This is a genomic window from Variovorax sp. RKNM96 (assembly GCF_017161115.1).
Taxonomy (GTDB): Bacteria; Pseudomonadota; Gammaproteobacteria; order Burkholderiales; family Burkholderiaceae_C; genus Variovorax.
The window spans coordinates 3481729-3507789 of the sequence record NZ_CP046508.1 but is presented as its reverse complement, the minus strand read 5'-3'; the positions used below and the strand labels follow the sequence as shown (position 1 = coordinate 3507789).

Sequence of the window (26061 nt, the reverse complement as noted above, 5' to 3'; positions counted from 1 at the left end):
ATGCCCATTCGGTTGTTCGGTGTGGCTCGTTTGGTGGAACGATTTACTGTATCGATACACAAGAATGGCGGCAATGCGGTTCCGATAGGTGTTTTCCTTCGTAGACGAGGTAAAGCAGACGGCCGCATAGGCAGAATGGAAAAACCAACGGAACGGATGCCCTCATGACCTCATCGACACCCGAAGCCGCACGCGACTACGCCATCCAGATGCATGGCGACCAGAAATACGGCCCGCATCCCTACGTTCACCATCTGGACGCGGTGGTCGCCCTGCTCCAGCCCTATGGAGAGAAGGCGCGGGTCGTCGGCTATCTGCACGACGTGGTGGAAGACACTGATGCCACGGTGGCGGACGTGCAAGAGCGCTTCGGCGATCTCGTGGCCCGCTGCGTGTCGCTATTGACCGATGCGCCCGGCGCCAATCGCAAGGAGCGCAAGGCCAAGACCTATGCGGCGATGGCGCAGGTGACGGGCGATGAGGAACTCGCGCTCGTGGTCAAGGCGGCGGACCGGCTTGCCAATGTGCGTGCCTGCGTGGCCGATGGGCATCGGCAGCTTTGGGACACCTATCGGGGGGAGCATCCAACCTTCAGGGCTGCTGCTTTTCGCAAGGGGCAATGCGATCCGCTGTGGGCCGAACTCGACTCGCTTCTGTTGGAGTGGCCTGCCTCCTGAGGCCCGTTCGGGGCGTGTCCGCTGACTACTGCCCGCAGCTCGGATGCTTATGCCCTTCGGTGGCGTTGGGCAGGCCCATGAAGTCCAGGATGTGCGGTGTCGCGCCGTCCACCTGCAGCATCGCGGTCGCGCTCAGGTTGCCCTGGCAATAGCTGGGCTTGAGCGGATTCGCGTAGTTGTTGTTCAGGATGAGCAAGGTGTCCCGCTCCGCCGCCGTCTGCCCGCCATGGCTGCTGCCGGTGCCGCCATGGTCCGAGGTCACGACGATCAGCCACTCTTCGTTCGCGTAGTTCGGCCGTGCGGTCAGTGCGGCGAGCACCTGCGCGATCTGCTGGTCTTCGCCGGCGATCTTGCCCTGGTAGTTGGCGTTCAGCGGGTCGTAGCTGGGCGCGTGGATGTCGACGTTGTGCAGGTAATAGAAGATGGCCGTCGGCGGGTTCTTCCAGCCGAGCCAGCCCTTCACGGCATCGGTGGCCTGCTGCGAATTCTTGGCCGCGTTGGCGACGACGAAGTCGGTCTTCGCGGGACGCAGGTTGTGGGTGATGTTGAACCAGTCGCCCACCACTGCCGTCGTGGCCGTGGGCCAGGCCTGCTTGATGAGGTCGAACACGTGCGTCTTCTTCATCACCAGCCCGGTGTCGTTCGACGTCACGCCGTGCTTGTCGGCCCAGAAGCCGGTGAACACCGACGACCAGCCGGGCCCGCTGACGGTCGCCTGCTTGGTGCCGCCCGCCAGCACGTTGCCGTGGAAGGCACCTCCCGCGATCAGTGCCGACATCGCGGGCGTCTGCACGCAGCCCTGGCACTGGATCGCGTCGCCGCGCAGGCCGTCGATGCCGATCAGCAGCACGTGCTTGTTGCCGGGCACCGGGTTGGGAATGCCCTCGCCCGCGATCAACGCATAGTGGTCGTAGGGGTTGCCTGGGTAGTCGGTCTTCAGCCCACCGACGTCGCTGGCGCGCTTGTCGCTCAGGTCGCAGCGCTGCGGGGTCTTGTGATAGTCGAAGGACTTGCACCATGCGGCGCGGCTCGCGTCGGTGCAGGCGTTGGCGCAGTCCACGGGCGTCACGGCCTGCAGGGTCTCGGTGTTGTGGCCGCTGATCGCCGCATCGGGCGTGCGCGTGAACGCCTTCAGCGGATCGGGCTTGAGGCTGTAGTGGTCGTACGGGTTGCCGGGGTAGTCGGTCTTCAGGCCGCCGACGTCTCCGGCCTGCTTGTCACTCAGGTCGCAGCTCTGGTTGGCCTTGTGGAAATCGAACGAAACGCACCAAGTGGCCCGCGGTGCGGACAGGCAAGCGGTGGCGCACATCTCGGGCGTGGACTGCGTCAGGTTCTCGACGTTGTAGCCCGAGATCGCGGCGTTCGGCGAGAGCGCGAACGCGTCGAGCGACGCTGCGGCGGCATGCCCCGCGAGCGCTGTGAACAGGCACGCCAGGCCGGCGCGGATCGATGGCTTCATGTGATGTCTCCTCATCGCGTGATCGTTGGATGAATCCCGTGTTGCCCGCTTTTTCTCGCGTGGCTTCTGCAACTCCGGGCGGAGTAAATCACTGGCGCCTGCCATCGATCCAATTCAAAAATCTTCGGTGTCGCATTGAGCAGACCTATACGTCGGACTGTCATCGACTTGTGCTTGGTCTATCGTTTTCCGTCGGCCGGCTGCGCGGCGGGTCCTCCTCCGATCATCAGCCAGGCGCTCAGCGCACTCAGCACGGCCAGCGCTGCGCTCACCAGCATCACCCAGCGAAAGCCCGCCACGAACGACTCGGCCACGGCGCGTTTGACGGACGCCGCAGTGGCCGAATCGACACCCGGCGGCATCACCGCACCGGCCAGCTTGCTGCGCTCGCCTTCGAGGAATGCGGACACCTGCGGCGAGGCGCCCATCTCGCGCAAGTCATCGGCCAGCGCGGCATCGAAGGCCCACGCCATGACCGCGCCGAACACCGCGATCGCCAGCACCGCCGCCGCGCGCGACACCGCGTTGTTCACACCCGAGGCCACGCCCGCGAGATCAGGTCCGACCGCGTTCATGACGGTGGTGGTGAGCGGTGCGACCGTCACCGTCATGCCGAAACCCAGCACCACGACCGCGGGCAAAAAGCCGGTCCAGTAGCTGACGCCGACACCCGGCACCGCGAACAGCACGAACCCCACCGCCGCGATGGCCGGCCCGATGACCAGCGGCAGGCGCGGCCCGAAACGGTCGACCAGTTGCCCGGCCCAACCCGAGAGCGCGAACATGATGAAGATGAACGGCAGCAGCGCCGCACCCGCCGCGGTGGCCGAGTAGCCCTGCACCTGGATCATGTTGAGCGGGAAGAAATACAGCCCGCCGCCGAGCGCCGCATAGAGCAGCAAGGTCAGCAGGTTCGCGCCGCTGAAGTTGCCGATGCGCAGCAGGCCCAGCGGCAGCATCGGCGTGCGCGCCTTGCGCTCCACCGCGATGAAGCCCGCGCTCCCCACGACGCCGACGCCCAGCGCCGCGAGCACGTACGGCGAACTCCAGCCCTGCGTGGGCGCCTCGATGAAGGCATAGACCACGCCGCCCAGTCCGGCGGTGGCGAGCAGCGCACCCCACACATCGAGCCCGCCACTGGCCGATGCGCCGTGGCTCTCGGGCACATGCCGCCAGGTGATCCACAGCACCAGCAGCGCCATCGGCACGTTGATGTAGAAGGCCCAGGTCCAGGAGACGTGATCGACCAGGAAGCCGCCCAGCACCGGCCCCACGGCGGCCGTGATGCCGCTGAAGCCCGACCAGGTGCCGATGGCCTTGCCGCGCTCTTTCTCCGGAAACGCCGCGCTGATGAGCGCCAGGCTGCCGGGCACCAGCAGCGCCCCGCCGATGCCCTGCACCGCGCGCGCGGCGATGAGCTGGTGCACGTCGGCGGCCAACCCGCAGGCCACCGAGGAAAGCGCGAAGATGCCCACGCCGATGGCGAAGATGCGGCGCCGGCCGTAGTGGTCGCCGAGCGCGCCGCCCACCAGCAGCAATGCCGCCAGCAGCAAGGCATAGGACTCGACCACCCACTGCGCCTGGAAGGCCGTGGCGTGCAGGTCGGCCTGGATGGCCGGCAGCGCGACGTTGACCACCGTGCCGTCGATGAAGGCCATGCTCGATCCGACGATGGCCGCGGCCAGCACCCAGGGTTTGGAGGCCTCGGGGCAGGCACTTTCTTCTCCTCTGGCGCCATGCAGGATCAGCTTGTCGTCGCAGGGCGCCTTACCGATCTGTGCCATGGGGTCTCCGATCTATTGGATTCGGGACTTGCCCCTTCCCCCTTTGGGGGAAGGTTGGGATGGGGGCATCTCCCAACTGGACGCCATGCCTCGATGAGCGCCGTCGTGCCCCCACCCCTGCCCTCCCCCAGCGGGGGAGGGAGAAAGAAAAAGAGTCAGAGCGCGCATGCCGTGGCGGCCGGGTTCGCACGCGCCGCACTCACGCTGCGCGCAATGGCAGCGGCCGTGGCTGCCGTCACCCGCTGGGCGCCTTGCGCCACGGCGTCCATGCCACCGCCGACCGCTTCGCCGACATTCAGCTGGCAAACCACCGTGCGCGCCTCGTCGGAGCGGCGCAGCGTCCAGCTGAAGCTCGCATCGACGCGTCCGCCATCGACCGCATCGAACTGCCGCAGCTGCACCGCGATGCGCCAGACCGGTTGCGAGGTCTGCCGTCCGCCCTTGGTCACGTCGAGCGCACCCAGCCGCGAAGAGATGTTGCTGGACAGCGCATCGCGCAGCTCGTTCTCGAACGACGAGGCCCAGCGGTGCTGCTCGAGCACCTCGACCTGCACGCTGCCGCCCGGCTGCCGCACCACCATCTGCGGCCGTGCGAAGCGCTCGGGCACCGCCACCGGCGCGAGCTCGATATAGAGCGGCGTGGGGCTGCCCAATGTCGAAGGCGCCGCATCGGCAGCCGCGACCGGGCTGGCGAGCGTGTAGTAGCTGTCGGGCTTGCTCGCGCAGCCGGCGAGCGCGATCAAGGCAGCGCCAACGATCAGCGCGGTTTTTCCGAATGCGAAGTTCTCGTTCTTCATTTCTTGTCGTCCGGTTTGCCGCGCAGCAGCGACTCGGGATGGCGCTCCAGGTAGTCGGTCAGCACGCGCACCGAGCCGGCGGCGCGGGTCAGTTCCTGCAGCGTCTGGCGCATGTTCTGTTGCAGCGGCGAATCGTCGGCCAGCGTGCGCTCGGCCGTGTTCACGGTCTTGCGCACGTCCTTCATGGCCGCGGCCAGTTCGGGCGTCACGTCGTTGTTGATGCGGGTCACGGTCTGCTCGGCGCTGGTGAGCGTCTTGTTGAGCGTGGCCAGCGTGGTGCGCAGGTCGGCCGCGATCTGCTCGTAGGGCACCTTGTTGAGCTTGCTCGCGATTTCCTGCACCTGCGACTGGATCTCGTCGAGGCTGTTGGCGATGGTGGGCAGCTCGATCGGGCTCTTCGCCAGGTCGATCTTCGCGGGCGGCGCCTTCGGGAAGAAGTCGAGCGCCACGTACACCGAGCCGGTCAGCAGGTTGCCGTTGCGCAACTGGGCGCGCAGGCCCTTCTCCGCCAGGAAGCGCAGGCGCTCCTGCTGCGTGGCGCGCGACTCGGTGCCCTGCGGCTGCCCGGTCTCGCGGCGGCGCAGGCGGTCGGGGTAGATCTGCACCAGCACCGGCATGCGGAACTCGCGCTCGGCGCGGTCGAACTCCACGCCGATCGACTTGACCTCGCCGATCACCACGCCGCGGAAATCGACCGCCGCGCCAGGCACGAGGCCGCGCAGCGACTGGTTGAAGTACATCAGCAGCGTCTGCGAGGGGCCGTCGGGCTCCTTCATCGCGGTGGTCTCGTCCTGCGCCAGCATGAAGGCGGTGTTCTCCTTGGCCAGCGGGCCCATCGCATCGTCGGGCGCCTGGAAGGCGATGCCGCCGAGCAGGATGGTCGCGAGCGACTGGGTGCGCAGCGTGAAGCCGCTCGCGCTCAGCTGCGCGTCGATGCCGCTCGCCTGCCAGAAGCGGGTGTTGATGCCCACGAACTTGTCGTAGGGCGCGTTGACGAACACCCGCAGCGTGACGCCGCGGCCGTCGCCGTCGAGCTCGTACGCGGCCACCTGCCCCACCTTGATGCGGCGGAAGTACACGGGCGAACCCACGTCGAGCGAGCCGATGTCGGTGGCGCGCAGCAGGAACTGCTGGCCCGAGTCGTCGCGCGTGACGATAGGCGGCGCCTCCAGGCCTTTGAATTCGCCCGCGGTTTCCTTCGACACGCCGGCATCGGCGCCGATGTAGGCGCCCGACAGCAAGGTGCCCAGGCCCGAGATGCCCGAGGTGTCGAGGCGCGGCCGCACGACCCAGAAGCGCGAATCGTCGGAAGTGAAGCTCTCGGCATCCTTGTTGAGCTGCACCAGCACGCGCACGTGCGAGCGATCGCGCGCCAGGCGCAGGCTCTGCACCAGGCCGATCTGCACGTCCTTGTATTTCACGGCGGTCTTGCCGGCCTCCAGGCCCTCGGCGGTCTTGAAGGTGAGCACGATCTCGGGGCCGCGCTCCAGGAGGATGCGTGCCACCAAGGTCACGCCGACCAGCGCGGCCACGATGGGGATCAGCCAGATCAGCGAGGGCAGCCACTCGCGGCGGCGCTTGACCTGTGGTTTGGGCAATGGCGGCGCGGACGGCGCCGGTTTGTCCTGCGGTTGCGGTTCTTCTTCACTCATGCTGTTTGTTCTTCCCTGTTCTCGAAACTCTCTTGCACCGCCTGCGCTTCCTTGCTGTCCCAGGTGAGCTTCGGATCGAAGCTCAGCGAGGCCAGCATGGTCAGCACCACCACCGAGCCGAAGGCCGCGATGCCCACGCCCGCGGTGATGACCGCAAAGCCCTGGATCTGCACCAGCCCGGTCAGGAGCGACACCACGAACACATCGAGCATCGACCAGCGGCCGATGATCTCGATGATGTGATAGAGCTTCGCCCGCTCGTGCTGGCGCCAGGTGCTGCCGCGCTGGGCCGTCACCACAAGCAAGAACAGCACCGCCAGCTTGAAGAGCGGCACCAGGAAGCTCGCGATGAAGACGATGGCGGCCAGCCCGTAGGCGCCCGACACCCAGAAATAGATCACCCCGCTCAGGATGGTGTCGTACTGCGCGCCGAACAGCGTGCGCGTGATCATCACCGGCAGCAGGTTGGCCGGGATGTACATGATGCAGGCCGCGATCAGGAAGGCCCAGGTGCGCGTGAGGCTCTGCGGCTTGCGCGTGTGCAGGTGCGTGCCGCAGCGGCCGCAGGCGTCGCCCTCCTCGGCGCCACGCCAGACGGCCGCGCAGTGCGGGCAAGCCAGGAGGCCGAGCGAGGCGGCGGTGGCGACCGGGGCGTCGGGGTCGTGCGCGACCTCTTCGACGGCCGGTTGTGGTTCGCGCGACTTGCGGAAGGAAAACAGCTTCATGCGGAAGCCTCTTTTTCTTCGTCGCCGGCAGCGCGGAAGGTCATCTCCCAGAACGCCCCCGGGTTGAACGACAGCACCGCCGTCAGCGTGACCGTGAGCGCCATGAAGGCCCAGAGCGCGGGCCCCGGCACCACGGTCGCCATGCTGGAAAGCTTGACGATCGCCACCAGCACGCCGAGCAGGAACACCTCGATCATTCCCCACGGGCGCAGCGACTGCATCATGCGCACCAGCACCGCGAAGCCCAGCGGCCGGTGCTCCCGGCGCAGCGGAATCAGCAGGTAGGCCAGGATGCACAGTTGCAGCAGCGGAAAAAGAATGGTCGTGGCCAGCACCAGCAGCGCCACCACCGACATGCCCTCGCCCCCCAGCACCACCACCGCCCCGGCCAGCGTGGTCTGGCTGCGCAGGCCGCGCAGCTCGATCTCGACGATGGGAAACAGGTTGGCGATGGCGAACATGATCAGGCTCGCCACCGTCAGCGGCAGGATGCGCTGCTGCTGCGAGCCGGTGTGCCTGTCCAGCTCGGTGCCGCAGCGCGGGCAGCGGGCCACGTCGCGCGGCTGCAGGGGTGTGCGGGTATAGACCGCGTCGCAACCCGGGCAGACCACGGTGTCAGGTACTTCCTTCATGGGGCCGTACCCTACCCTATTCAGTGGTGCGGGTTTGTCGTCTTCAATCGCAGACTGCTGAAAACTGCCGCCACCGCCGCGCAACAGGCGGCCAGCACCAGCGCCACCACCGGGCCATGCCCGCCGTGCGGGCTCCAGACGCTGAAAACTCCCGCCAGCACCACCGCGCCGAGCGTCTGCCCGGTGAGCCGGGCCGTGCCCAGCATGCCGCTGGCTGCACCGCTTCGGTGCGCGGGCGGCGAACTGACGATGGTGTGGTTGTTGGGCGACTGGAAGAGCCCGAAGCCCAGCCCGCACAGCGCCATGCGCCAGGCGATGTCGGCATTGCCCGGATGCGCCGGCAGCGCTGCCAGCAGCGCGAGGCCCGTGGCCAGCAGGCCGAGGCCGATGCCGCCGAGCAGCCCGTCCGGATACTTGCCGATCAGCTTCCCCGCAATGGGCGCCATCACCACGATGGCCAACGGCCACGCGGTGATGAGCAACCCGGCTTCGATGTGGCTGCGCCCGTACACATCGAGCAGCAGGAACGGCAGCGCGATGTAGGCCAGCATCTGCGCGCAGAACGCGGCCACCGAGGTGCCCATGGACAGCGCGAACACCGGAATGCGCAGCAGGTCGATGGGGAAAAGCGGCACCGCCTGCGTGCGCTGGCGCCGCAGGTAGACGAAGCCCACCGCCAGCCCGGCCAGCAGGATGGCCCAGGCGGACCAGTGGCCGCCGCCGCCGTCCACGCCGCCTTCGCGCACGCCCAGCCGGTCGACGCCCAGGAACACCAGCGAGAACATCAGCACGTTGAGCGTCACGTCAACGGGCGAGAACCTGAGCCCGGCGGCAGGCGCCACGCGGTTGAACGGCAGCGCCTTCATGCCCAGCGCGAAGGTCACGATGCCCAGCGGCACGTTGATGGCAAAAAGCCACGGCCACGAGGCCACCGAGAGAATCGCCGCCGCCACCGAGGGCCCGGCCACCGACGAAGTGGCGACCACCAGCGAGTTGATCGCCATGCCCTTGCCCAGTTGCGACGAGGGGTACACCAGCCGCACCAGCGCCGCGTTGACGCTCATGATCCCCGCCGCGCCCAGCCCCTGGAAGGCGCGCGCCGCGATCAGCGTGCCGAGCGAATTGGCGAAGGTCGCGGCCAGCGACGACAGCGCGAACACCGCCATGCCCACGAGGTACACGCGCCGGTAGCCCACGAGGTCGCCGAGCGAGGCCAGCGGCAGCAGCATGACCAGCGTGGCGATCTGGTACGCATTGACCACCCAGATCGCCTGCGAGGGACTCGCCTGCAACTCGCGCGCGATGCCCGGCAACGCCAGGTTGACAATGGTGCCGTCCAGCACCGCCACGATCAGCCCGAGGATGATGACCAGCATGGCCCAGCCGCGCTCCGGCGAGGCCAGGCCGTCGATGGGCTTGAGGGTGTTTTCTTCGGCGCTCGCGATTGCGGCGCCTGGATGTATCGAGCTCACGCTTCCTGCGTCCTTCGTGTGGGTTCCGAGCGCACGCCGCCCAGCGTGAGCCAGGTCAGCACCAGCGCGATCAAGGCGCCTGCGGCCATGCCAGCGACCATCGGCAGCGGTCGGCCATCGGTGAAGAAGCCCACCACCGCCATTGCCAGCGCGCCCGTCAGCATCTGCAGCGTGCCGAGCAGCGCCGAGGCGGTGCCCGCGATGGCGCCGTGCATTTCGAGCGCCAGCACGCCGGTGGTCGGGATCACCAGGCCCATGAAGCCCGAGGCGATGAAGTACAGGACGATGAGCACCCAGATGCTGTCGCCGCCCATCGCGAAGTAGATGAACATCGCGACCATCGCCGCGCCGCAGCACACCACGCCGAACTTCACGAGGTTGACCAGCCCGTAGCGCTCGCCGAGCGAGCCGGTGAACTGCGAGGCGCCGATGAAGGCGGCCGCGTTCACACCGAAGGCCACGCTGTAGAGCGCAGGCGAGAAGCCGTAGTGGTCGATCATCACGAACGACGAATTGGCCAGGTAGGTGAAGAAGCCCGCCATCGCGAAGCTGCCGATGAACACCAGCCCGAGGTAATGCCCGTCGCGCAGCAGCAGCCAGTAGGCCGAGAGCGCGCTGCCGAGGCTGCTCTCGACGCGCTCGGAGGCGGGCCGGGTTTCTTCGAGCAGCTTGACCATCATCGCGAGGCCCGCCACCGCCGCGATGGTCACGGCCCAGAACACGCCGCGCCAGCCCGCCACGGCGATCACCGCGCTGCCTGCAAGCGGCGCGAGGATCGGCGACACGCTGAACACCAGCATCAGCAGCGACATCAGCCGCGCAGCATCAGTGCCGGTGTGCAGGTCCCGCACCACGGCGCGCGGAATCGCCATGCCGGCCGCGGCGCCCAGGCCCTGGATGAAGCGCAGCGCGATCAGCGTCTGGATGTCGGTCGCCAATGCGCAGCCCACGCTGGCCAATGCGAAGAGCACCAGCCCGGCGTACAGCGGCGGCTTCCGCCCCACCATGTCGGATATCGGCCCATAGAGCAGTTGGCCCGCGCCGAGCGACAGGAAGAACGCCGTGAGGCTCATCTGCACCGCGCCGATGTCGGCGCGCAGGCTCTGCCCGATGGCGGGCAGTGCGGGCAGGTACATGTCGATGGCGAAGGGCCCGATGGCCGAAAGCAGGCCCAGCAGGAGGGCCATCTTGAAGAAAGGGGAAGAACGCATTGACCCGATTGTCGCCAAGCCCGGCAATCGGCGCCCGCGTGGGGTCGGTTGCCTGCAGGCCCCGCCGGGTGCTAATTCGGGGAAAAGAATCGGTTGGCAGGCCGAGGCAAACCAAGGTTCTCGCGCAGGGTACGACCTTCGTATTCGCGCCGGAAGATGCCCCGGCGCTGCAACTCGGGCACCACCTTGTCGACGAAGGCGTCGAGCCCGCCCGGCAGCCAAGGGAACATCACGTTGAAGCCGTCGGAGCCCTCGGTCTCGAGCCACTCCTGCATCTCGTCGGCGATGGTCTGCGCCGTGCCCACGAAGGCCAGCCCGCCGTAGCCGCCGAGGCGCTGGGCCAGCTGGCGCACCGTGAGGTTCTCACTCCGGGCCAGCTCGACCACGCGGGCGCGGCTGCTCTGGCTCGCGTTGGTCTCGGGCACATCGGGCAAAAGTGCGTCGGGGTCGAACTTCGAGGCGTCGTGGCCGAGCTGGATCGAGAGCGAGGCGATGGCGCTGTCGTAGTGCACCAGGCTGTCGAGCCTCGCGCGGATGGCGCGGGCTTCGTCGACGCTGTCGCCGACCACCACGAAGGCGGCGGGCAGGATCTTGAGGTGGTCCGGCTCGCGCCCGATCCTGCGCATGCGGCCCTTGATGTCCGCATACAGGCTGCGCGCCGCGGCCAGCGTGCCCGGCGCGGCGAACACGGCCTCCGCGGTCTCGGCTGCGAGCTGCCGCCCTGCTTCCGACGCGCCGGCCTGCACGATCAGCGGCCAGCCCTGCACCGGCCGCGCAATGTGCAGCGGCCCGCGCACCGAAAGGTACTTGCCCTTGTGGTCGAGCACATGCAGCTTGGCGGGATCGAAGAAGCGGCCACTGTCGGCATCGCGCTCGAAGGCGTCGTCGGCCCAGCTGTCCCACAGGCCCGTGACCACGTCGTAGAACTCGCGGGCACGGGCATAGCGCTCGTCGTGTGCCATGTGGTCGTCCCGGCCGAAGTTCAGCGCCGCGTCGGGGTTGGAGGTGGTCACGATGTTCCAGCCCGCGCGGCCTTCGCTCAGGTGGTCGAGCGAGGCGAAGCGGCGCGCGATGTGGAAGGGCTCGTCGAAGGTGGTCGATGCGGTCGCCACCAGCCCGATGTGCTTCGTGTGCTGCGCGAGCGCCGACAGCAGCGTGAACGGCTCGAACGAGGTGACCGTGTGGCTGCGCTGCAGTGCCTCGATGGGCATGTTGAGCACGGCCAGGTGGTCGGCCATGAAGAAGGCGTCGAAGCGGCCGCGCTCCAGCGTTTGTGCCAGCTGCTTCAGGTGCGCGAAGTTGAAGTTGGCATCGCGCCATGCGCCGGGGTAACGCCAGGCACCGGTGTGGATGCTGACCGGGCGCATGAAGGCGCCCAGCCGCAGCTGCTTGCTTGTGCTCATGGCGTCATTCGGCCGGCCAGAACACCAGCGCGCGCAACTCGATGCTGCGGCGCGGCGGCGCCTCAGGCGCGCCGGTCGGGTCTTCGAACGCGGTGTGCGCGGTGAAGCGCGCGGTGCCGTCCTCCCGCGAATCGTAGATCTTCAGGAGCAGCGCCTCGTCGGGCCGCAGCCTCGGGAACCAGTACCACTGGTGCTTCGGGTTCCAGGTGAAGGAGTAGGTCTCGCCCACCTTGTCGGGGTAGACCAGGTCGCTCGGCACCATGTCCTCGAAGGCAATGGAGCGCGCATCGCACAGCGCGAGCGGCAGGCGCTCCACCGTGGCCAGCGGGCGCCACAGGTTGATGATGGCGAAGCGGTGCTTCAGGCGCTCTTCCGCTTCTTCGGGCGGCAGGTGGTCGCGCACGCGGCGCGGCGCGGAGACGAAGGTCTGGTCGTTGTGCACCCGCCGGACCGGCTCGCGCAACTCGGCCGTGCGGCGCGAGCCCTGCGCGCTGTCGCGCAACGTGTGATCGAAGACGACGATCTTCTCGGCGCCCGTCACGTCGCGCAGCAGCGCTTCGGCTTCGCGGTAGTAGATGTCGCGGATCGCCCCGTCGTGCGAGAAGTCGGCCACCACGCTGCGGTGCGAGATCTGCGTGAAGCCGCTGCGGTCGAGCGAGAGTTCGCGCAGCGCCACGAGCGGGCGGCCATCGCGGATGGCCACGCGGCGCGGCTCCAGCTCGCCGGTCACCCAGGGCACGCCCGGCGGCGGCTCGAAGGTATAGCTCACCGGCCTGCCCTGCCCCGCCTTCAGGTAATTCACCTCGCCTTCGACGAAAGGGAGATTGGCGGCCACCAGGTGGTCATTCGATGCGGTGCCCATGCGGCATGACTCCTCAGAAGGGTTCCTTGAACGGGCGCAGGTCGAGTTCCTGCGTCCACGCGCTGCGGTGCTGCACATGCAGCTGCCAGTAGTTTTCTGCGATGGCGTCCAGCTGCAACAGGCCGTCGTCGCCTGCCTGCGCCACGCGCTGGGGTGCGTTGCTGCGCAGGCGCTCGCCGTCGATGCCGCCATCGATCACCACGTGTGCCACGTGAATGCCCTGCGGGCCGAACTCGCGCGCCAGGCTCTGGCTCAGCGACCGCAAGCTGGCCTTGGCCGCCGCGAAGGCAGCGAACGGCGGCTTGCCGCGCAGCGCCGCGGTGGCGCCGGTGAACAGCAGGCTGCCGCGTGCCCTGGGCGCGGTGGCCTCGAAGCCGTTGGCCAGCAGGCCCTGCAAGGCCTCTTTCGCAAAGATGAAACCGCCCAGCGCGCTGGTGCGCCAGGCCTGCGTGAACTGGTCGACCGAGATCTCCAGCGTCGGCGCACGGACTGCGCTCGCCGCATTGAAGATCGCCACCGACAGCGGGCCCAACGCCTGCACGCGTTGCGCGATGCCGTGGATCTCGGCCTCGCTCGCCACGTCACCCGCGAACACCTGGGCGCGCCCGCCGGCAGCTTCGATTTCAGCGGCCACCGTGGCGAGTTGCGCCTGGGTGCGACCGGTCAATGCAACGAGGAATCCCTCGGCCGCGAAGCGCCGTGCGAGCGCAGCGCCCAGGCCGGCGCTCGCGCCGACACCGGCGATCCACGCCACCGGCGACGGGCCCGAACCGGAGGAAGAAACAGGAGGTGGTGAAGAGACTGGAGGCATAGGTGAGGCCGAAGGCTATACCTGCGCTCCGAGCCGTGGAACGATGCAAAAGCGATAACCTTATTTGCCGGCTGGTCGGCGCTCGCACGCGCTTGACGTCCCACCGGATTTCACAGTGACGCGATCGGCGGCTACGCTATCGGCTTCCCGGACCGCTTCCACAACAACTCACAGCATTTGCTTTCCAGGAGGAGTCATCCATGGCTTTCGCCCGCACGATCCATGCCGATCTGCTTCGCGTGTTTCTTCTGACCCTCGTGTCGCTCTTCGCCATACCGGCGGCGACGCTGGTCTTCACCGAATACGCGCTGCGCTCGCAGGACGCCGAGTTCCTGCAGTCGATCGAGAAGCGCATCAACGCCGATGCACGCCTGAACGCCACCGACAAGGCAGAGGCCACCGCGTTCTATCGCAGCCACCCGCTCTCCAAGGCCTGCGACGCCACCGCGCCGGAAGACAAGAATTTCCACGACAAGGTGTGCAGTCCCTACTCGATGCAGTGGCAGTTCCACTGGGCCGACCGCGCCGCCATCTGGACGCTGGCGCTCGGCGCGGCGCTGCTCGCGGCAGCCCTTGTGCTCGGCGCGCTGGCCTTCGCCAACCGCGGGCTGCGCTATGCGAGCTTCGTCGCGGGCTGGCGGCTCATGACGGTGTCGAGTGCTGTCGAGGTCGTGCTGCAGAGTGCGATGCTGGTGTGGCTCTCGTTCTGGCTCACCGCCTTCTTCTGGCACAGCTACTACGTCAAGCTGATCGCCATTGCCGGCATCGCGGCCGCGGCGGCCGTGTTCTATGCGGTGTACACGCTGTTCAAGAAGCTGCCTTCGGTCAACGCGATCGACGGCGAACTCATCGCCCAGGCCGATGCACCGCGCCTGTGGGAGCGCATCCGCCAGCTCGCGGGCCGCGTGAAGACGGCGCCGCCCGACCAGATCGTGGCCGGCATCGACACCAACTTCTTCGTCACCGAAGCACCCATCGAGGTCGGCGGCCGCACCTTGAACGGCCGCACGCTGTTCGTGAGCATTCCGCTCCTGCGCGTGCTCGACCAGTCCGAAGCCGATGCGGTGCTGGCCCACGAGCTCGCCCACCTGGGCGGCGGCGACACCCGCAGCAGCGCGGCGCTCGGCCCGAAGCTGCGGCAGTTCGACCAATACACCTGGAAGATGCGCAGCGGCGGCCTCACCATCGTGGCGCACTACCTGTTGCGCCTGTACCGCATGATCTTCGAGTTCGCCCTGGCACGCGACAGCCGCGAGCGCGAGTACAAGGCCGACCGCGTATCGGCAGGCCTCACGGCGCCGAGTGCCATCGTGCAATCGCTGATCAAGATCTCGGCCTATGCGAGCTACCGCAACGACGTCGAGCAGAAGCTCTTCGCGCAGAACCGCCAGCACGACGGCGCACTGGGCATTGCCCGCTTCGTGGCCGACGGGCTGCCGCCCTACGCGAGTTCCGAGGCGTTCATCGAGACGATGAAGACCGCCGACGTGCCCCATCCCTACGACAGCCATCCGCCATTGCTCGAACGCATGCGCAACGTCGACCACCATGTGCCCGAGAGCGTGTACGGCGCCATCGTCGCGACCGCACCGCAGGCCACCTGGGCCGACGAGATCGAGACGGCGCCCGCGATCGAGCAGCGCCTGTGGAGCGAGTACGAGCAGCGTTTCGTCCAGAACCACGAACTGAGCCTCGCTTACCGCTACGAACCCGCCAATGAAGAAGAGCGCATCGTGGTGCTGCGCCACTTTCCGCCGCTCGAGTTCGCCCTGAAGGGCGGCGAGCGCATCGGGGTCGACTACACCGGCCTGCATCCGAGCGCGGACGGTGGCTCGACGATCGCGTGGGACGAGGTGAAGGGCCTCACCTACAAGGACGGAAGCTTCGGCGACACGCTGATCGTGACGCACCACGACAAGGGCATGCTGGGCGCGCGCACCACCAAGGTCAAGGTGGCGGGCCTGGGCAAGCAGAAGGACAACTTCAGGGACGCCGTCGGCCGCTACTGGCAACGCCACCAGATCATGAGGGCACAGCAAAAGGAAGAAGATCCAGCGTCTTGAGCATTTACCCCTCACCTGTCACCGGACAGGCTCCACAAAAACCTTCACATAACAGGAGACATGCATACCGTGAACCCCATCGAGCAAAGAACCATCTCGAAGATCAGCTGGCGGCTCTTGCCGCTGCTGATGATCAGCTACTTCATCGCCTACCTCGACCGCGTGAACCTCGGCTTCGCGGGCTCTTCGATGTCGAAGGATCTGGACTTCACCTCCACCGTGTTCGGCAACGCGGCCGGCATTTTCTTCCTCGCGTATTTCCTCTTCGAGGTCCCGAGCAACATGGCGCTGGAGCGCTTCGGCGCGCGCCGCTGGATCGCCCGCATCATGTTCAGCTGGGGCATTCTTTCCGCGGCCCAGGCCTGGGTGGGCGGGTCGACCAGCTTCAACGTCGTGCGCTTCCTGCTCGGCATTGCCGAGGCCGGCTTCTTCCCGGGCGTGATCTTCTACATCACGCTGTGGTTTCCGGCGGCCTACCGCGCGCGCATCGTGGGCTGGTTCATGTTCGCGATCCCGATCTCCACGGTGATCGGCTCGCCCATCTCGGGCTACATCCTCAACATGGACGGCGTGGGCGGCATGCACGGCTGGCAGTGGCTCTTCATCCTTGAGGCGATTCCCTCGCTGATCCTGACCTTCTTCATCCTGTTCTACCTGCCCGACGGCCCGAAGGATGCGAAGTGGCTCTCGGGCGAAGAGCGCGACTGGCTGCAGAACACGCTCGACGGCGAGCGCCGCAACCGTGAGGCGCTGCACACCATCTCATGGAAACAGGCGCTGCTGAATCCGCGCGTGATCGGCCTCGGTTTCGTCTACATGGGCATCACCGTGCCGCTGTACGGCCTGAGCTTTTTCCTGCCGCAGATCATCAAGGGCTTCGGCGGTCTCGGCAATGTGGAGATCGGCTTCATCAACGCCTTTCCGTATTTGATCGGCGCCATCGCGATGGTGTTCTGGACCCGCGCCTCCGATGCGAAGAAGGAGCGCAAGTGGTTTCTGCTGATTCCGCTGGCCTGCATCTTCGTGGGCCTCGTTGCAGCTGCGGAAACCAGCGCACCGGTGCCCAAGATGGCGGCCGTGACGCTCGCTGCGTTCGGCATCTTCAGCGCACTGCCGATGTTCTGGACGCTGCCCACCGCCATCCTGAGCGGCACCGCGGCCGCGGCCGGCATCGCGTGGATCAACTCCATCGGCAACCTCGGCGGTTACATCGGCCCGACGATCTTCGGTGCGCTGAAGGACCGCATGGGGAACGATTTCTACGCCGTGCTTTTCCTGGCGCTGCTTGCGGCGCTGGGGTTCGTGCTGGTGCTGGTCATCGGGCACGATGCGCGGGCCGAGCAGGCGTCGGCGGGGCCGGCCTGAGCGCATCATCCCGGATGCCATGACCCGCCGCACAGTCCTGCCCCTCCTCCTGCTCTTTGCATCGGCGCCTTGCTTCGCTGCGTGGAGCATCGAAACCGATCGCTCCACCGCCAAGATGCACGGCCTCTTCGAGATACGGGAGGAGGCCCGCAGCTTTGTCGCGAAGGAGAACGCAGCCACTCGCAGTGGATGGGAGGCGCTCGACCCGAATCTGAAAATTCTGGTCCCGAGGTGCAGTGTTCCGCTCGAAACGAAATGGACGCCCCATAGCTACGGGTTGACGGGACGCAACGTCATGGTCAGCTGCGCTCGGACCGTGGGCACTCCGCAAAAGTGGAACGTGAATGTGCCGGTCACGCGAAAGAAGTAGGGCTTCCTGAATGAATCCAACCCATCGCCTCTCCGGTCTCCCCAAGCTGCTCATCGTCCTGGCCGCGGCGTACTTCCTGACCAGCCTCGGGCACTTCAGCCACAACGCGGAGTTCATCTGCGAATACCCGAATCTTCCGGCCTCGCTCACCAGCGCGAAGGTCTATGCAGCCTGGGTGGGCATCACGTCGGTGGGGGTGCTTGGGTTCCTGCTGATTCGCAGGAAGTTCGTCATGACGGGCCTGCTCCTTGTCGCCATCTATGCCGCGCTTGGCTTCGACGGGCTCGCGCACTACACCTTGGCCCCCATGGAATTGCACAGCCCTGTCGCGAACATCACGATCCTGTCGGAAGTGGCTGCCGCAGCGCTGCTCCTTGCGGCCACGGTTTGCCTGTTCGGGTCGCGATGGCGCCAGAGGCACCGGGGCTGACCCGCCCCCTGCCGTCCGCGACTCAGCCGGATTTGCTGCGCGCAGCCTTCTTGCCGCCCTCGGCGCGCGGCGCATCGTTGCCGGCCGGCGCGTTCGCCTGATCGACCCACAGCAACGCATCCACATACGACACGAACCGGTTGAGGTATTCCGGCGACAGCTCGCGCATCAGCGTGAGCGATTGGTGCACGAGGTTGTGCGAGTTGAGTGGGCCGGCGTTCTGCGGCAGCTTCGCGAGCGATTGCGTGAGCCGCCGTTCGGCGCTGAGCTTCGACCATGTGCTCCGGAAAAACGGGAGCACCTTCAGCTCGTTGGTCACCGGGTCCATCCGCCCGGACGATGCGTGCTGTGCGAGGTGGCCGGTCAGTTCTGCGAGAGGCCCGCGCGGAGGTTGTTCGACTGCGGCGACTTCCGTATCCGGAACCTTTTCGAGATCCTCGCCGTAGGCTGCAAGCAGCGCCGCAACTTTCTCGTCCAGGATGCGCCGCGCCTCCCCGCCGTGGTCTGCCGCGCGCTTGGCCAATGTTTCGATGAAATGAAAGCGGACCGGATCGAGGCGGTGCGCCCCGCGCTCGCGCCATGCGTCGAGCGTTGCATCCATTCCGTTGGCTTCGTCGCTACTCACGAGGCTTCGTCTTTGCGTCCGAGCGCTTCGGCGTGGGCGCCATCTCCACGCGCCGGTTCCTGGACCGCCCATCGGCATCGGCATTCGATGCCACCGCCTGCTCGGCGCCGAACGCCGCGGCAAAGATCGCGGACGACGGAATGCCCTCCTCGATCAGCGTGCGGGTCACCGTCAGCGCGCGCTGGGCCGAGAGTTCCCAGTTGTCCGCGAACTGGCGGTTGCCGCCGCGCACCTGCCGGTCGTCGGTGAAGCCGCTCACCATCAGGATCTCGTCGCGGGCCTGGAGGTAGGCCGTGAGCGGCGCGGCCAGGCTCTTGAGCAGTTGCCGGCCTTCGGGCTGCAGCTCCGCGGAGTTCAGCGCGAACAGCACGCTGCCGCTGATGCCGATGCGCCCGTTGTTCAGCGTCACGCGGCCCGCCGCGAGCGGGCCGGCCAGCGCCTGCTCTAGCGTCTGCAGCCGCTCGGCCTCGACCCTGCGCTGCTTGACCTCGGCTTCGAGCTTGGTCGCGAGCTCGAGCTGCATGCCGATCACGCACACCAGGATCAGCACGAAGGCGCCCAGCAGGCCCGACATCAGGTCGCCGAAGACGGCCCATACCGGGACCGATGCCTCGGTGCCGGCGTCGAGGTCCTCGGTCATCACGCTTCGCTGCCCGCGGTGGCTCGCTGAACCGCGAGTTGCTGCAGGTCTTCGACGATCTGCTTCTGCGACATGATGCTCAGGTCGATGACCTCGCGGGCCTGCGCCACGTAGTACGCCAGTTGCTCGTCGCTGCGCGCGATGGACTTGCCGAGCGCGCCTTCGATGCGCTGCAGGTGCGCGCTCATCTTGTCGTTCGATTCGGTGAAGAGCTTCACCGCGAAGCCGAAGGCCTCGCCCAAGCTTGCCACCTCGACGGCGCTGCCGGTGATCTGCGCGGCGACGTCGGCCATCTTTCCGGTTTCGGCATCGACCTTGTCGTTGAAGCGCGTGCCGACGCGGTCCAGCAGGTCCGCCGAGGTGGCCACGAGCGCATCGATGGCGCTGCGCTGCTCGGTGGAGGCATGGTTCACCGCATCGAGCAGCGTCTCCAGCGTGCCGAGGATGCGGCTGCGCTCGTCGAGCATCGCGTTGTCGCGCGCCATGCTGTCCGAGAGCTTCTGGCGCAGCTCGGCGATCACTTCGGCCGCTGCGCGCGGCGCCTCGGAGGCCGCCTGCATGAGCTGGCCGATCTCGGCGATGGTGCTCTTGGCGTGGGCTTCGCTCTGCGCGGAAATGTCGCTGGCGGTCTGTGCCAGCGTCTTGCAGATTTCCTGCTGCTGGGTCTCGCTGCGCGCGCCTGCCTGCTGCCATTCCTGTTGCAGCGACACGGCCATCGCTTCGAGCGCCTGGGTCCAGGTGGCCAGGCGCTGCTGGTCGCGTGAAGCCATCTCGGCCTGCAGGTCGGTGTGCGCCTGGCCCACCGTGTTCAGCAGCGAAGCCGAGTGCTGTTCGAAAGTGGCTGCGGCAGCGGTCAGCGCGCGTTGCGTGTCGCCCGAGAGGGTTTCGCTCGCGCGCTCATGTTGGGCGAGCGCGCTGCGCCAGTTGTCGGACACGCGCTCGACCGTGGTTTCGAGGCGGGCGGAGACGCCGTCCACCAGCGAAGCCGAGCGCTGCTCGAAGGTCTGCGTGAACTGGTCGAGCGTGGCGCGCAGGTCCTTGGCTTGCGCCTCGTTCGTGCGTTGCTGCCCGGCGAGCGCGGTCTTCCAGATGTCCGCCACGGTGGTGGTGTTGGCCTCGAAGCGGGTCGAGAGCCCATCGAGCTGCCGCTGCACGCTTTGCTCGACGGTGGCGTGCAGCGAGGCCGTCTCGCGCGCAATGCCGGCCATCGTGGCTTCGACCACCGGCTGGATCGTCGCGCCGGCGATGCGGGCGCTGTCGGCGAGGCCTTCCTTCAGCGACTGGCCGACGGAAGAAGCCAGGCCCGCGTACACGGCCTCGGCCTTGCCATGGAAGCTGTCCTGGCTGGAGATCAGCCGCTCGTTCAAGGCCTGGCTCTGGCGCTCCATCGTCGCCATCATGAGTTGCAGCCGGTCGACCAGCGCGGGCATCGCCTCGCCCTGGCGCTGCAGCAGCTTGAAGGACTCCTCGCGCTGATGGGCCTGCGAGAAGACGCGCAGGCTGGTGGCGATCCGCGTGTCGAGCAGTTGCCCGGTCTGCATCCGGTCGCGCCGGGCCAGCGCCGATAGAAGACCGAGCGTTGCCGAGGTTGCCACGCCCGCGAGCGAGGTGCCGAAGGCCACGCCCAGTCCCTTGACCGGCGCGGCCAGCGAGGCGCGCATGGCCTGCAGGTCCGATGCGCTCTCCAGCGCCGTGCCCGTGCCGTTCAGCGTGACCACCATGCCGAGGAAGGTGCCCAGCATGCCCAGCAGCACCAGGAGGCCCGCGAGGTACGGCGTGAGGCTCGGGCCGGGCAAGCCGACACGTTCGCCTTCGACACGCAGTCGCACCGCATTGCGCAGCGACGGATGCAGCTTGTCGAGCCATTCGCCCAGGCTGGCCGGCGGCCCGGTCATTTCCGTCACGGCGCTTGTCAGCGTGGTCGTTGCCTGCCCGAAGCGGTGCAACTCCAGCGCGCCCACCACATAGAACGCACCGATGAGCACGGTGATCGCCAGCGCCAGCGGGTTCGAGCCGATGTACCCGATGCCGACCCAGCAGACCGCGGCCAGGCCGACGATGAAGACGATGCGATGAAGAAGTTGGGTCATGAAACTCTGGTTAGCTCGCGCGAAGGGCTTCGAGCAGCCCTTCGACCGGTTGAAATCGGACGTCCATCTCGGCGAGCAGCACGTCGTGCATGTCCTTGCGGAACACGGCCAGCCACACGCCGGGCTCGGCCTCGCTGTCGGCGTCGGCACTGGCATCGGCCCGGCCCAGGCGCTTGAAATGCTTCTCGAGCGTCGACGGGATGCTCGCCAGCAGCCGATGCTCCTGCGCGCTCAACACCTGCTCCATGACCACGTCCACCGCCGCCAGCCGCGCCATGTCGGGCGAGCGCGTCGCCAGCGTCGAGCGCAGGCGGCCGCGCAAGGGGCCGATGCTCGTCTCCATGGCCTGCTGCCTGGCGTGGTAGCGCCGGCGGTAGGCCGCGAAGTCGGTCGTGCTGTCCCGGGAAACGCTGTGCATGTCTTCCGCAATGGCGTTGGCCATCGCGGTCCGCACACGCTCGCATTCGCGTGCTTCGGGGTTGCCGGCCGCGCGCGCGCCAGAAGACGCAGCCGCCAGGCCGCCGTTCAACGCTGCAGAAAGGGAGATGGCATCGGTCCAGCCGAGCCATTGACTCAATCGATCCGCAAAAGCCTGTTTGGGCTCGGGGACTTCGATGTCGGTCAGTCGAGCGAGCAAGCGAATCAGCGCCGAGCCGGTGAAGCCTGTGCGCCTTGACACTTGCACCATTACCGCCAGATGGAAAAACCTGGCAGTCTACACTGCCGACTCCCCCTGGATGGCCCCGCCGCCACTGGCGGTTGCTTTGCGTGACATCTTGCTGAACATTCGAAACACAATGGCCTGTTCAGCCCTCCAAAAGCAGACTTTCGGACGCACTCAAAGGCCGAGCTTGTAGCCGTCGTGGCTCGCAACGAAGCCGAGCTTTTCGTAGAACCGGTGCGCGTCCGGACGCCCCTTGTCCGTGGTCAGCTGCACCAGCGTGCAGCCGCGCGCCCTGCACTGCGCAATGGCCCACTCGAACATCTGCTGGCCTGCGCCCGAACCGCGCAACGCCTCCGCAATGCGGACCGCCTCGATCTGCCCTCGCCATGCGCCGGTCCGGGCGATGCCCGGTATGAATGACAACTGCAAGGTGCCGACGACAGTGCCCGCCTCGTCCACGGCCACCACGAGCTGCTGATTCGGATCGGCCTCGATGGCGTGGAACGCAGCGAGGTATCGCGCGTCCAGCACCGGCCCGGTCACTTCGCGGCGGCGCCCCAGTTCGTCGTTCGCCAGCAGTTCGACGATGGCGGGAAGATCAGCCAGCGCCGCGGTGCGAAAAGCGATGTGGTTATCCATGCTCTTTCAATCAGTACAAGGTCGACTGCTGCCTTGCCGGCAGCTCGCGGTCGTAGGTCGCCCCGTCGAACGCCGCATTGGTCAGCGCGGAAAGAATGGCTCCGGCCGTCGGCACTTCGCGCTTCGCATCCGCGGCCACCGGCGCCCAGAGCTTCGAGCGCTGGATCGCGCGGGCGCACTGGAAGTACACCGTCTCCACCTGCACCTCGATCGCGCATTGCGGGAGCTTGCCCTCCATCGCGAAGCGCGACAGGACATCCGGCGCGACGGTGATGCGCGCGCGTCCGTTCACGCGCAGCGTTTCGCCGACACCGGGAATCAGGAACAGCAAGGCCACGCGCGGGTCGATCACGATGTTGCGCAGGCTGTCGATGCGGTTGTTGCCGCGGCGCTCGGGCAGCAGCAGCGTCTTCTCGTCCTGCACCACGACGAAGCCAGGCGGGTCGCCGCGCGGCGAGGCGTCCAGGCCGCCGGGGCCGGTGGTGGCGAGCACCGCGAAGGGAGAAGCAGCAATCAGCGCCTGGTAGGCCGGATGCAGGTACGGCACTTCCTTCTTGAGCGAAGCCTCGCCCGGCTGGCCGAACAGGGCTTCGAGCTGCTCGACGGTTTCAATGGCGTGGGAGGTGGTCATGACGTTCGCTCCTGGGCGTGGGGTGATGTCGATTGTGGCGATGGATTTCGCCCGCAGGCCAGCGCCATGATGGCCAGCAGCAATGCGGCAATGCCGTAGAGCCACGGCGGCGATGCGACCGGCAGCAGCAGCCCCGCGATGAGTGGACCGGCGCCGGCGCCGATGTCGCGCCACACCGAACGCGCGGCCAGCGCCTGCACGCGCTCGGGCCCCGGCGTGCGGCGCGCCACGATGGGCGACAGCAAGGGCAGCTGCAAGGCGCGCAGCACCACGATCAGCGCCGCGCAGCTCCAGAGCCAGCCGAGGCCGAAGCCCACGAGCGCCACGGCCGTCACGAGCGAAAGGCTCACCAGCAGCCGCTCCGCGCCGAAACGGTCCGCCAGGTGCCCGCCGACCGGGCTCAGGAAAATCTCCGCGAGGTAGCGCAGCGCCATCAGAAGGCCGGCCACGATCACCGCGCCGCCCGGCAGCAGGTCCTTGCCGAGGTACGACAAGCCGACGATGAAGAGCCCGTCGAGCGCCAGCCCTTCCATGAACGACCAGCCGTCGAGGCTGTTGGGCCACTGGAAGCGCCGCTTGGGCTTCTCGGTGCGATGCGGCGCCGAGGGCAGCCGCCGGGCCGCGAACACCGCCAGCAGCGAGAACACCGCGAGGATGCCGAAGATCGCGCGCGGCCCGACCCAGTGCGCCATCAACGCGCCCAGCGGCAGCGCCAGCACCGGCCCCATGGCGATGAAAGCGCGCGAGCGGCCATTGCGACGGGCGGCGCCGACGGGATCGGCGGTGGCCAGCGCCTGGGTGGAGAGATTGAGCGCCGCAAAGCACAGCCCCCACATCAGCCGCAGCGGCAACAGCGCCCAGAAACCCGAGAGCGTGGCGTAGCCCACGCCGCAGACCGCGGCGGCCACCACGGCGATGGTGCAGGTCGGCCGGTCGCCGTTGCGCGCATAGAAGCGCGCCACCCAGCGGTAGCCGGCGATGCGCACCAGCCGGTTGGCGGCAAGCAGCATGCCGGCTTCGGCCAGCGTCACGCCGAACTGGTCGGCATACATCGGCAGCAAGAGGTAGAGAACGACGTCGGCCGGCAGCGAAAGCCCGAGCGCGATGGCTGCGTGGCGGGAATTCAGGTCGGTGGCGCTGGCCGTGGAGGTGGGGGCAGGTGTGAGGGGCGTGGAAGACATCGAGACCGCATGGTGCGCCGCGGCAACGCGGGCTGACAAACGAGATTAACGCCCCTCATGCGTGAGAAAATCGCACGCATGCCGCTTCGAGAACCGCCCCTCAACGCCGTGCGCGCCTTCGTCGCGGCGGCCCGCCACCTGAGTTTCACGCGCGCGGCGCAGGAGCTTCATGTCACGCACGGTGCGGTGAGCCGGCAGATCAAGAGCCTCGAGGAATGCCTGGGCGTCGCGCTGTTCGAGCGCCGCATCCGCCAGGTGGCATTGACGGCGGAAGGCCAGCAGTTTTTCGCGGAAACCGGGCCGGCGCTGGCGCAGATCAACGCGGCCGCCCAGGCGCTGCAGGCGCAAGGCCCGGCCCGCGCAGTGCGGATCAACGTGCGGCCGTCGTTCGCCGTGCGCTGGCTGATTCCGCGGCTGCCATCGTTCGTCGAGCGGCATCCCGACATCGAGCCGCAGGTCGTCACGAGCACGGTGATGCCGGAGCAGGCCACCGACAGCTTCGACATCGCGGTGCGCCGCGGGCTCGAAGGCTGGCCCTCTTCCATCGAGGTGCATCCCTTTCTCGAAGACGAAGTGCTGGTGGTCGGCGCGCCTGCCTTGTTCAAGACGCATCCGCTGGCCGACCTGCGTGCACTGGCCTCGCATGTGCAACTCTCGGCCAAGACGCGCAAGGACGACTGGGACGCCTGGAAAAAGCAGGTCGGCGCACCGCGGGCCCGGCCAGCGAGCCGCCTGCAGTTCGACCACCTGCACTTCGTGCTGCAAGCCGCAGTCGACGGGCTGGGCATCGCGCTCGCGCCGACCTCGCTCGTGGCGCACGACCTGGCCTCGGGCCGGCTGCAATCGCCGCTGCCCGCGCTGCGCATGACGCTGGAGCGCTACTACTACGGCCTCGCACCGGACGCCGTGCCGGAAGCCCGGCACGTGGCGGCGTGGTTCGAGGAGATGCTGCCGCCGTCGCTCAGTCCGCCAACGAACGGATGACCTCGACGAGACCGACCCTGCCCTTGCGCACGCTTGCATCGCTGCCCTCGAAGGTGATCCAACCCTCGTTGAAGCCATCGAGCATCTGGATCCGCGGCACCGGGTCCTTCATTCCCTGCGCACGAAAAAGCGAACCCCAGGTTTCGCGCGGCACCGCTTCGGCCTGAACCGGGCGGCCCAGCACCTGGGCCAACGCCGCGGCAATCGCGTGCTGGCTCACACGTTCGGGGCCTTCGAGTTCGACGATGCGTTCGACGGCGCCGTCCTGCACCAGCAGCTCCGCCGCCACCCGCCCCACGTCGGCCGTGGCGACCATCGGCACCGCCCTGTCGAGCGGCTGCAGGAAGCTGGAGAGAACGCCCTGCTCACGCGCCGGCGCGATGTCCCAGGCCAGGTTCTCGAGAAACCATGCGGGCCGCAGAAAGCTGACCGGCAACGGCAGCGTGGCCAGCGCTTCTTCCATCAGGCTGCGCTGGCTCAACAGGTTCGGCTGCGCGGCCTGCGCGCCGACGGTCGAGAGGCAGATCACGCGGCCCGGCTGCGCCTGGGCGAGCGCCTGGCGCACGGCGGCGATGACCGCCTTCGCCTCCGGGAATCCCGGCAGGGGATCGAAGTTCGGCGGCGGCAGGACGAACACGCCCCGAGCACCCGCGAATGCGCGTGCCAGGGCTTCTGCATCGTTCATGTCGGCGATGGCGACTTCGCAGCCCAGGTCGGACCAGACCTTGCCCTTGGCCGCGTCGCGAACGACTGCCCGAACGGGCTGGCCTTGTGCCAGCAAGGTGCGCGCGACCGTGCCGCCGACCTTGCCTGTGATACCGGTGATTGCGTACATGAGACTTTCCTTCTTTCTTCCAGTGAATCGATTGCGATGGAAGGAATGTAGGAATCCGG

25 protein-coding genes are annotated in these 26061 nt (G+C 67.6%); 6 read left to right on the top strand and 19 right to left on the bottom strand.

The features are described from left to right. Nucleotides 1-164 precede the first annotated feature (164 nt). Nucleotides 165-677: an HD domain-containing protein gene (locus tag GNX71_RS16105; RefSeq protein ID WP_206179227.1), complete on the top strand. Its 513-nt coding sequence runs from the start codon at nt 165-167 to the stop codon at nt 675-677. A 25-nt stretch (nt 678-702) separates the two neighbouring features. On the opposite strand, the gene GNX71_RS16100 is transcribed toward GNX71_RS16105, so the two are convergent. The 11 genes from GNX71_RS16100 to GNX71_RS16050 form a co-directional block, all read right to left on the bottom strand. Continuing rightward, nucleotides 703-2136, bottom strand: a complete 1434-nt coding sequence (locus GNX71_RS16100) for a PAN domain-containing protein (RefSeq protein ID WP_206179226.1) — start codon at nt 2134-2136, stop codon at nt 703-705. 179 nt (nt 2137-2315) lie between these two features. Continuing rightward, a complete protein-coding gene (locus tag GNX71_RS16095) occupies nt 2316-3920 on the bottom strand; it encodes an MFS transporter (protein WP_206179225.1) in 1605 nt (534 codons plus the stop codon). Nucleotides 3921-4075: 155 nt separating this feature from the next. Next, on the bottom strand, nt 4076-4717 hold the full coding sequence (locus tag GNX71_RS16090; protein ID WP_206179224.1) for a PqiC family protein: 642 nt from the start codon (nt 4715-4717) through the stop codon (nt 4076-4078). Next, entirely contained in the window at nt 4714-6369 is a 1656-nt protein-coding gene (locus GNX71_RS16085; RefSeq protein ID WP_206179223.1) for an MlaD family protein, read from the bottom strand. The genes GNX71_RS16090 and GNX71_RS16085 overlap by 4 nt, the downstream gene beginning before the upstream one ends. After that, entirely contained in the window at nt 6366-7094 is a 729-nt protein-coding gene (locus GNX71_RS16080; protein WP_206179222.1) for a paraquat-inducible protein A, read from the bottom strand. Before GNX71_RS16080 ends, GNX71_RS16085 begins: the two co-directional genes overlap by 4 nt. Beyond that, nucleotides 7091-7726 (bottom strand): paraquat-inducible protein A, encoded by a 636-nt coding sequence (locus tag GNX71_RS16075; RefSeq protein ID WP_206179221.1) that lies wholly within the window; start codon nt 7724-7726, stop codon nt 7091-7093. Before GNX71_RS16075 ends, GNX71_RS16080 begins: the two co-directional genes overlap by 4 nt. Before the next feature lie 20 nt (nt 7727-7746). After that, a complete protein-coding gene (locus GNX71_RS16070) occupies nt 7747-9198 on the bottom strand; it encodes an MFS transporter (RefSeq protein WP_206179220.1) in 1452 nt (483 codons plus the stop codon). After that, on the bottom strand, nt 9195-10409 hold the full coding sequence (locus GNX71_RS16065) for a multidrug effflux MFS transporter (RefSeq protein WP_206179219.1): 1215 nt from the start codon (nt 10407-10409) through the stop codon (nt 9195-9197). The genes GNX71_RS16070 and GNX71_RS16065 overlap by 4 nt, the downstream gene beginning before the upstream one ends. 71 nt (nt 10410-10480) lie before the next feature. Next, complete coding sequence (locus tag GNX71_RS16060; RefSeq protein ID WP_206179218.1) at nt 10481-11812, bottom strand: LLM class flavin-dependent oxidoreductase; 1332 nt, start codon at nt 11810-11812, stop codon at nt 10481-10483. Between the two features lie 4 nt (nt 11813-11816). After that, a complete protein-coding gene (locus GNX71_RS16055; RefSeq protein ID WP_206179217.1) occupies nt 11817-12674 on the bottom strand; it encodes a CmcJ/NvfI family oxidoreductase in 858 nt (285 codons plus the stop codon). Nucleotides 12675-12687: 13 nt separating this feature from the next. Continuing rightward, nucleotides 12688-13485 carry an SDR family NAD(P)-dependent oxidoreductase gene (locus GNX71_RS16050; protein ID WP_206179216.1) on the bottom strand — a complete coding sequence of 266 codons (798 nt, stop codon included), beginning with the start codon at nt 13483-13485 and terminating at the stop codon, nt 12688-12690. Nucleotides 13486-13685: 200 nt separating this feature from the next. On the opposite strand from GNX71_RS16050, the gene GNX71_RS16045 reads away from it, so the two are divergent. The 4 genes from GNX71_RS16045 to GNX71_RS16030 are packed head-to-tail and all read left to right on the top strand — an operon-like array spanning nt 13686 to nt 17713. Further along, a complete protein-coding gene (locus GNX71_RS16045) occupies nt 13686-15548 on the top strand; it encodes a M48 family metallopeptidase (RefSeq protein WP_206179215.1) in 1863 nt (620 codons plus the stop codon). Nucleotides 15549-15608: 60 nt separating this feature from the next. Next, entirely contained in the window at nt 15609-16913 is a 1305-nt protein-coding gene (locus GNX71_RS16040; protein WP_241027286.1) for an MFS transporter, read from the top strand. 19 nt (nt 16914-16932) lie between these two features. Then, nucleotides 16933-17283, top strand: coding sequence for a hypothetical protein (locus GNX71_RS16035; RefSeq protein ID WP_206179214.1), 351 nt, complete (start codon nt 16933-16935; stop codon nt 17281-17283). A 10-nt stretch (nt 17284-17293) separates the two neighbouring features. Further along, nucleotides 17294-17713 carry a hypothetical protein gene (locus GNX71_RS16030; RefSeq protein ID WP_206179213.1) on the top strand — a complete coding sequence of 140 codons (420 nt, stop codon included), beginning with the start codon at nt 17294-17296 and terminating at the stop codon, nt 17711-17713. A gap of 22 nt (nt 17714-17735) precedes the next feature. On the opposite strand, the gene GNX71_RS16025 is transcribed toward GNX71_RS16030, so the two are convergent. From GNX71_RS16025 to GNX71_RS15995, 7 genes are all read right to left on the bottom strand, one after another. Next, nucleotides 17736-18314, bottom strand: a complete 579-nt coding sequence (locus GNX71_RS16025; RefSeq protein ID WP_206179212.1) for a DUF2894 domain-containing protein — start codon at nt 18312-18314, stop codon at nt 17736-17738. A 16-nt stretch (nt 18315-18330) separates the two neighbouring features. Further along, nucleotides 18331-18978: an OmpA family protein gene (locus tag GNX71_RS16020; RefSeq protein ID WP_206179211.1), complete on the bottom strand. Its 648-nt coding sequence runs from the start codon at nt 18976-18978 to the stop codon at nt 18331-18333. Further along, a complete protein-coding gene (locus tag GNX71_RS16015; protein ID WP_206179210.1) occupies nt 18978-21068 on the bottom strand; it encodes a DUF802 domain-containing protein in 2091 nt (696 codons plus the stop codon). Before GNX71_RS16015 ends, GNX71_RS16020 begins: the two co-directional genes overlap by 1 nt. A 10-nt stretch (nt 21069-21078) precedes the next feature. Then, nucleotides 21079-21756 (bottom strand): DUF3348 domain-containing protein, encoded by a 678-nt coding sequence (locus GNX71_RS16010; protein ID WP_206179209.1) that lies wholly within the window; start codon nt 21754-21756, stop codon nt 21079-21081. 150 nt (nt 21757-21906) lie between these two features. Beyond that, nucleotides 21907-22371, bottom strand: a complete 465-nt coding sequence (locus tag GNX71_RS16005; RefSeq protein WP_206179208.1) for a GNAT family N-acetyltransferase — start codon at nt 22369-22371, stop codon at nt 21907-21909. A gap of 10 nt (nt 22372-22381) precedes the next feature. Beyond that, nucleotides 22382-23002: a pyridoxamine 5'-phosphate oxidase family protein gene (locus tag GNX71_RS16000; RefSeq protein ID WP_206179207.1), complete on the bottom strand. Its 621-nt coding sequence runs from the start codon at nt 23000-23002 to the stop codon at nt 22382-22384. Continuing rightward, complete coding sequence (locus GNX71_RS15995) at nt 22999-24183, bottom strand: MFS transporter (RefSeq protein ID WP_206179206.1); 1185 nt, start codon at nt 24181-24183, stop codon at nt 22999-23001. The genes GNX71_RS16000 and GNX71_RS15995 overlap by 4 nt, the downstream gene beginning before the upstream one ends. Nucleotides 24184-24261: 78 nt before the next feature. Between GNX71_RS15995 and GNX71_RS15990 the strand changes: the two genes are divergently transcribed. Further along, nucleotides 24262-25167, top strand: a complete 906-nt coding sequence (locus GNX71_RS15990; protein ID WP_206179205.1) for a LysR substrate-binding domain-containing protein — start codon at nt 24262-24264, stop codon at nt 25165-25167. On the opposite strand, the gene GNX71_RS15985 is transcribed toward GNX71_RS15990, so the two are convergent. Continuing rightward, complete coding sequence (locus tag GNX71_RS15985) at nt 25145-26002, bottom strand: NmrA family NAD(P)-binding protein (protein WP_206179204.1); 858 nt, start codon at nt 26000-26002, stop codon at nt 25145-25147. The two genes, GNX71_RS15990 and GNX71_RS15985, sit on opposite strands and share 23 nt — an antisense overlap. Between the last annotated feature and the right edge of the window lie 59 nt (nt 26003-26061).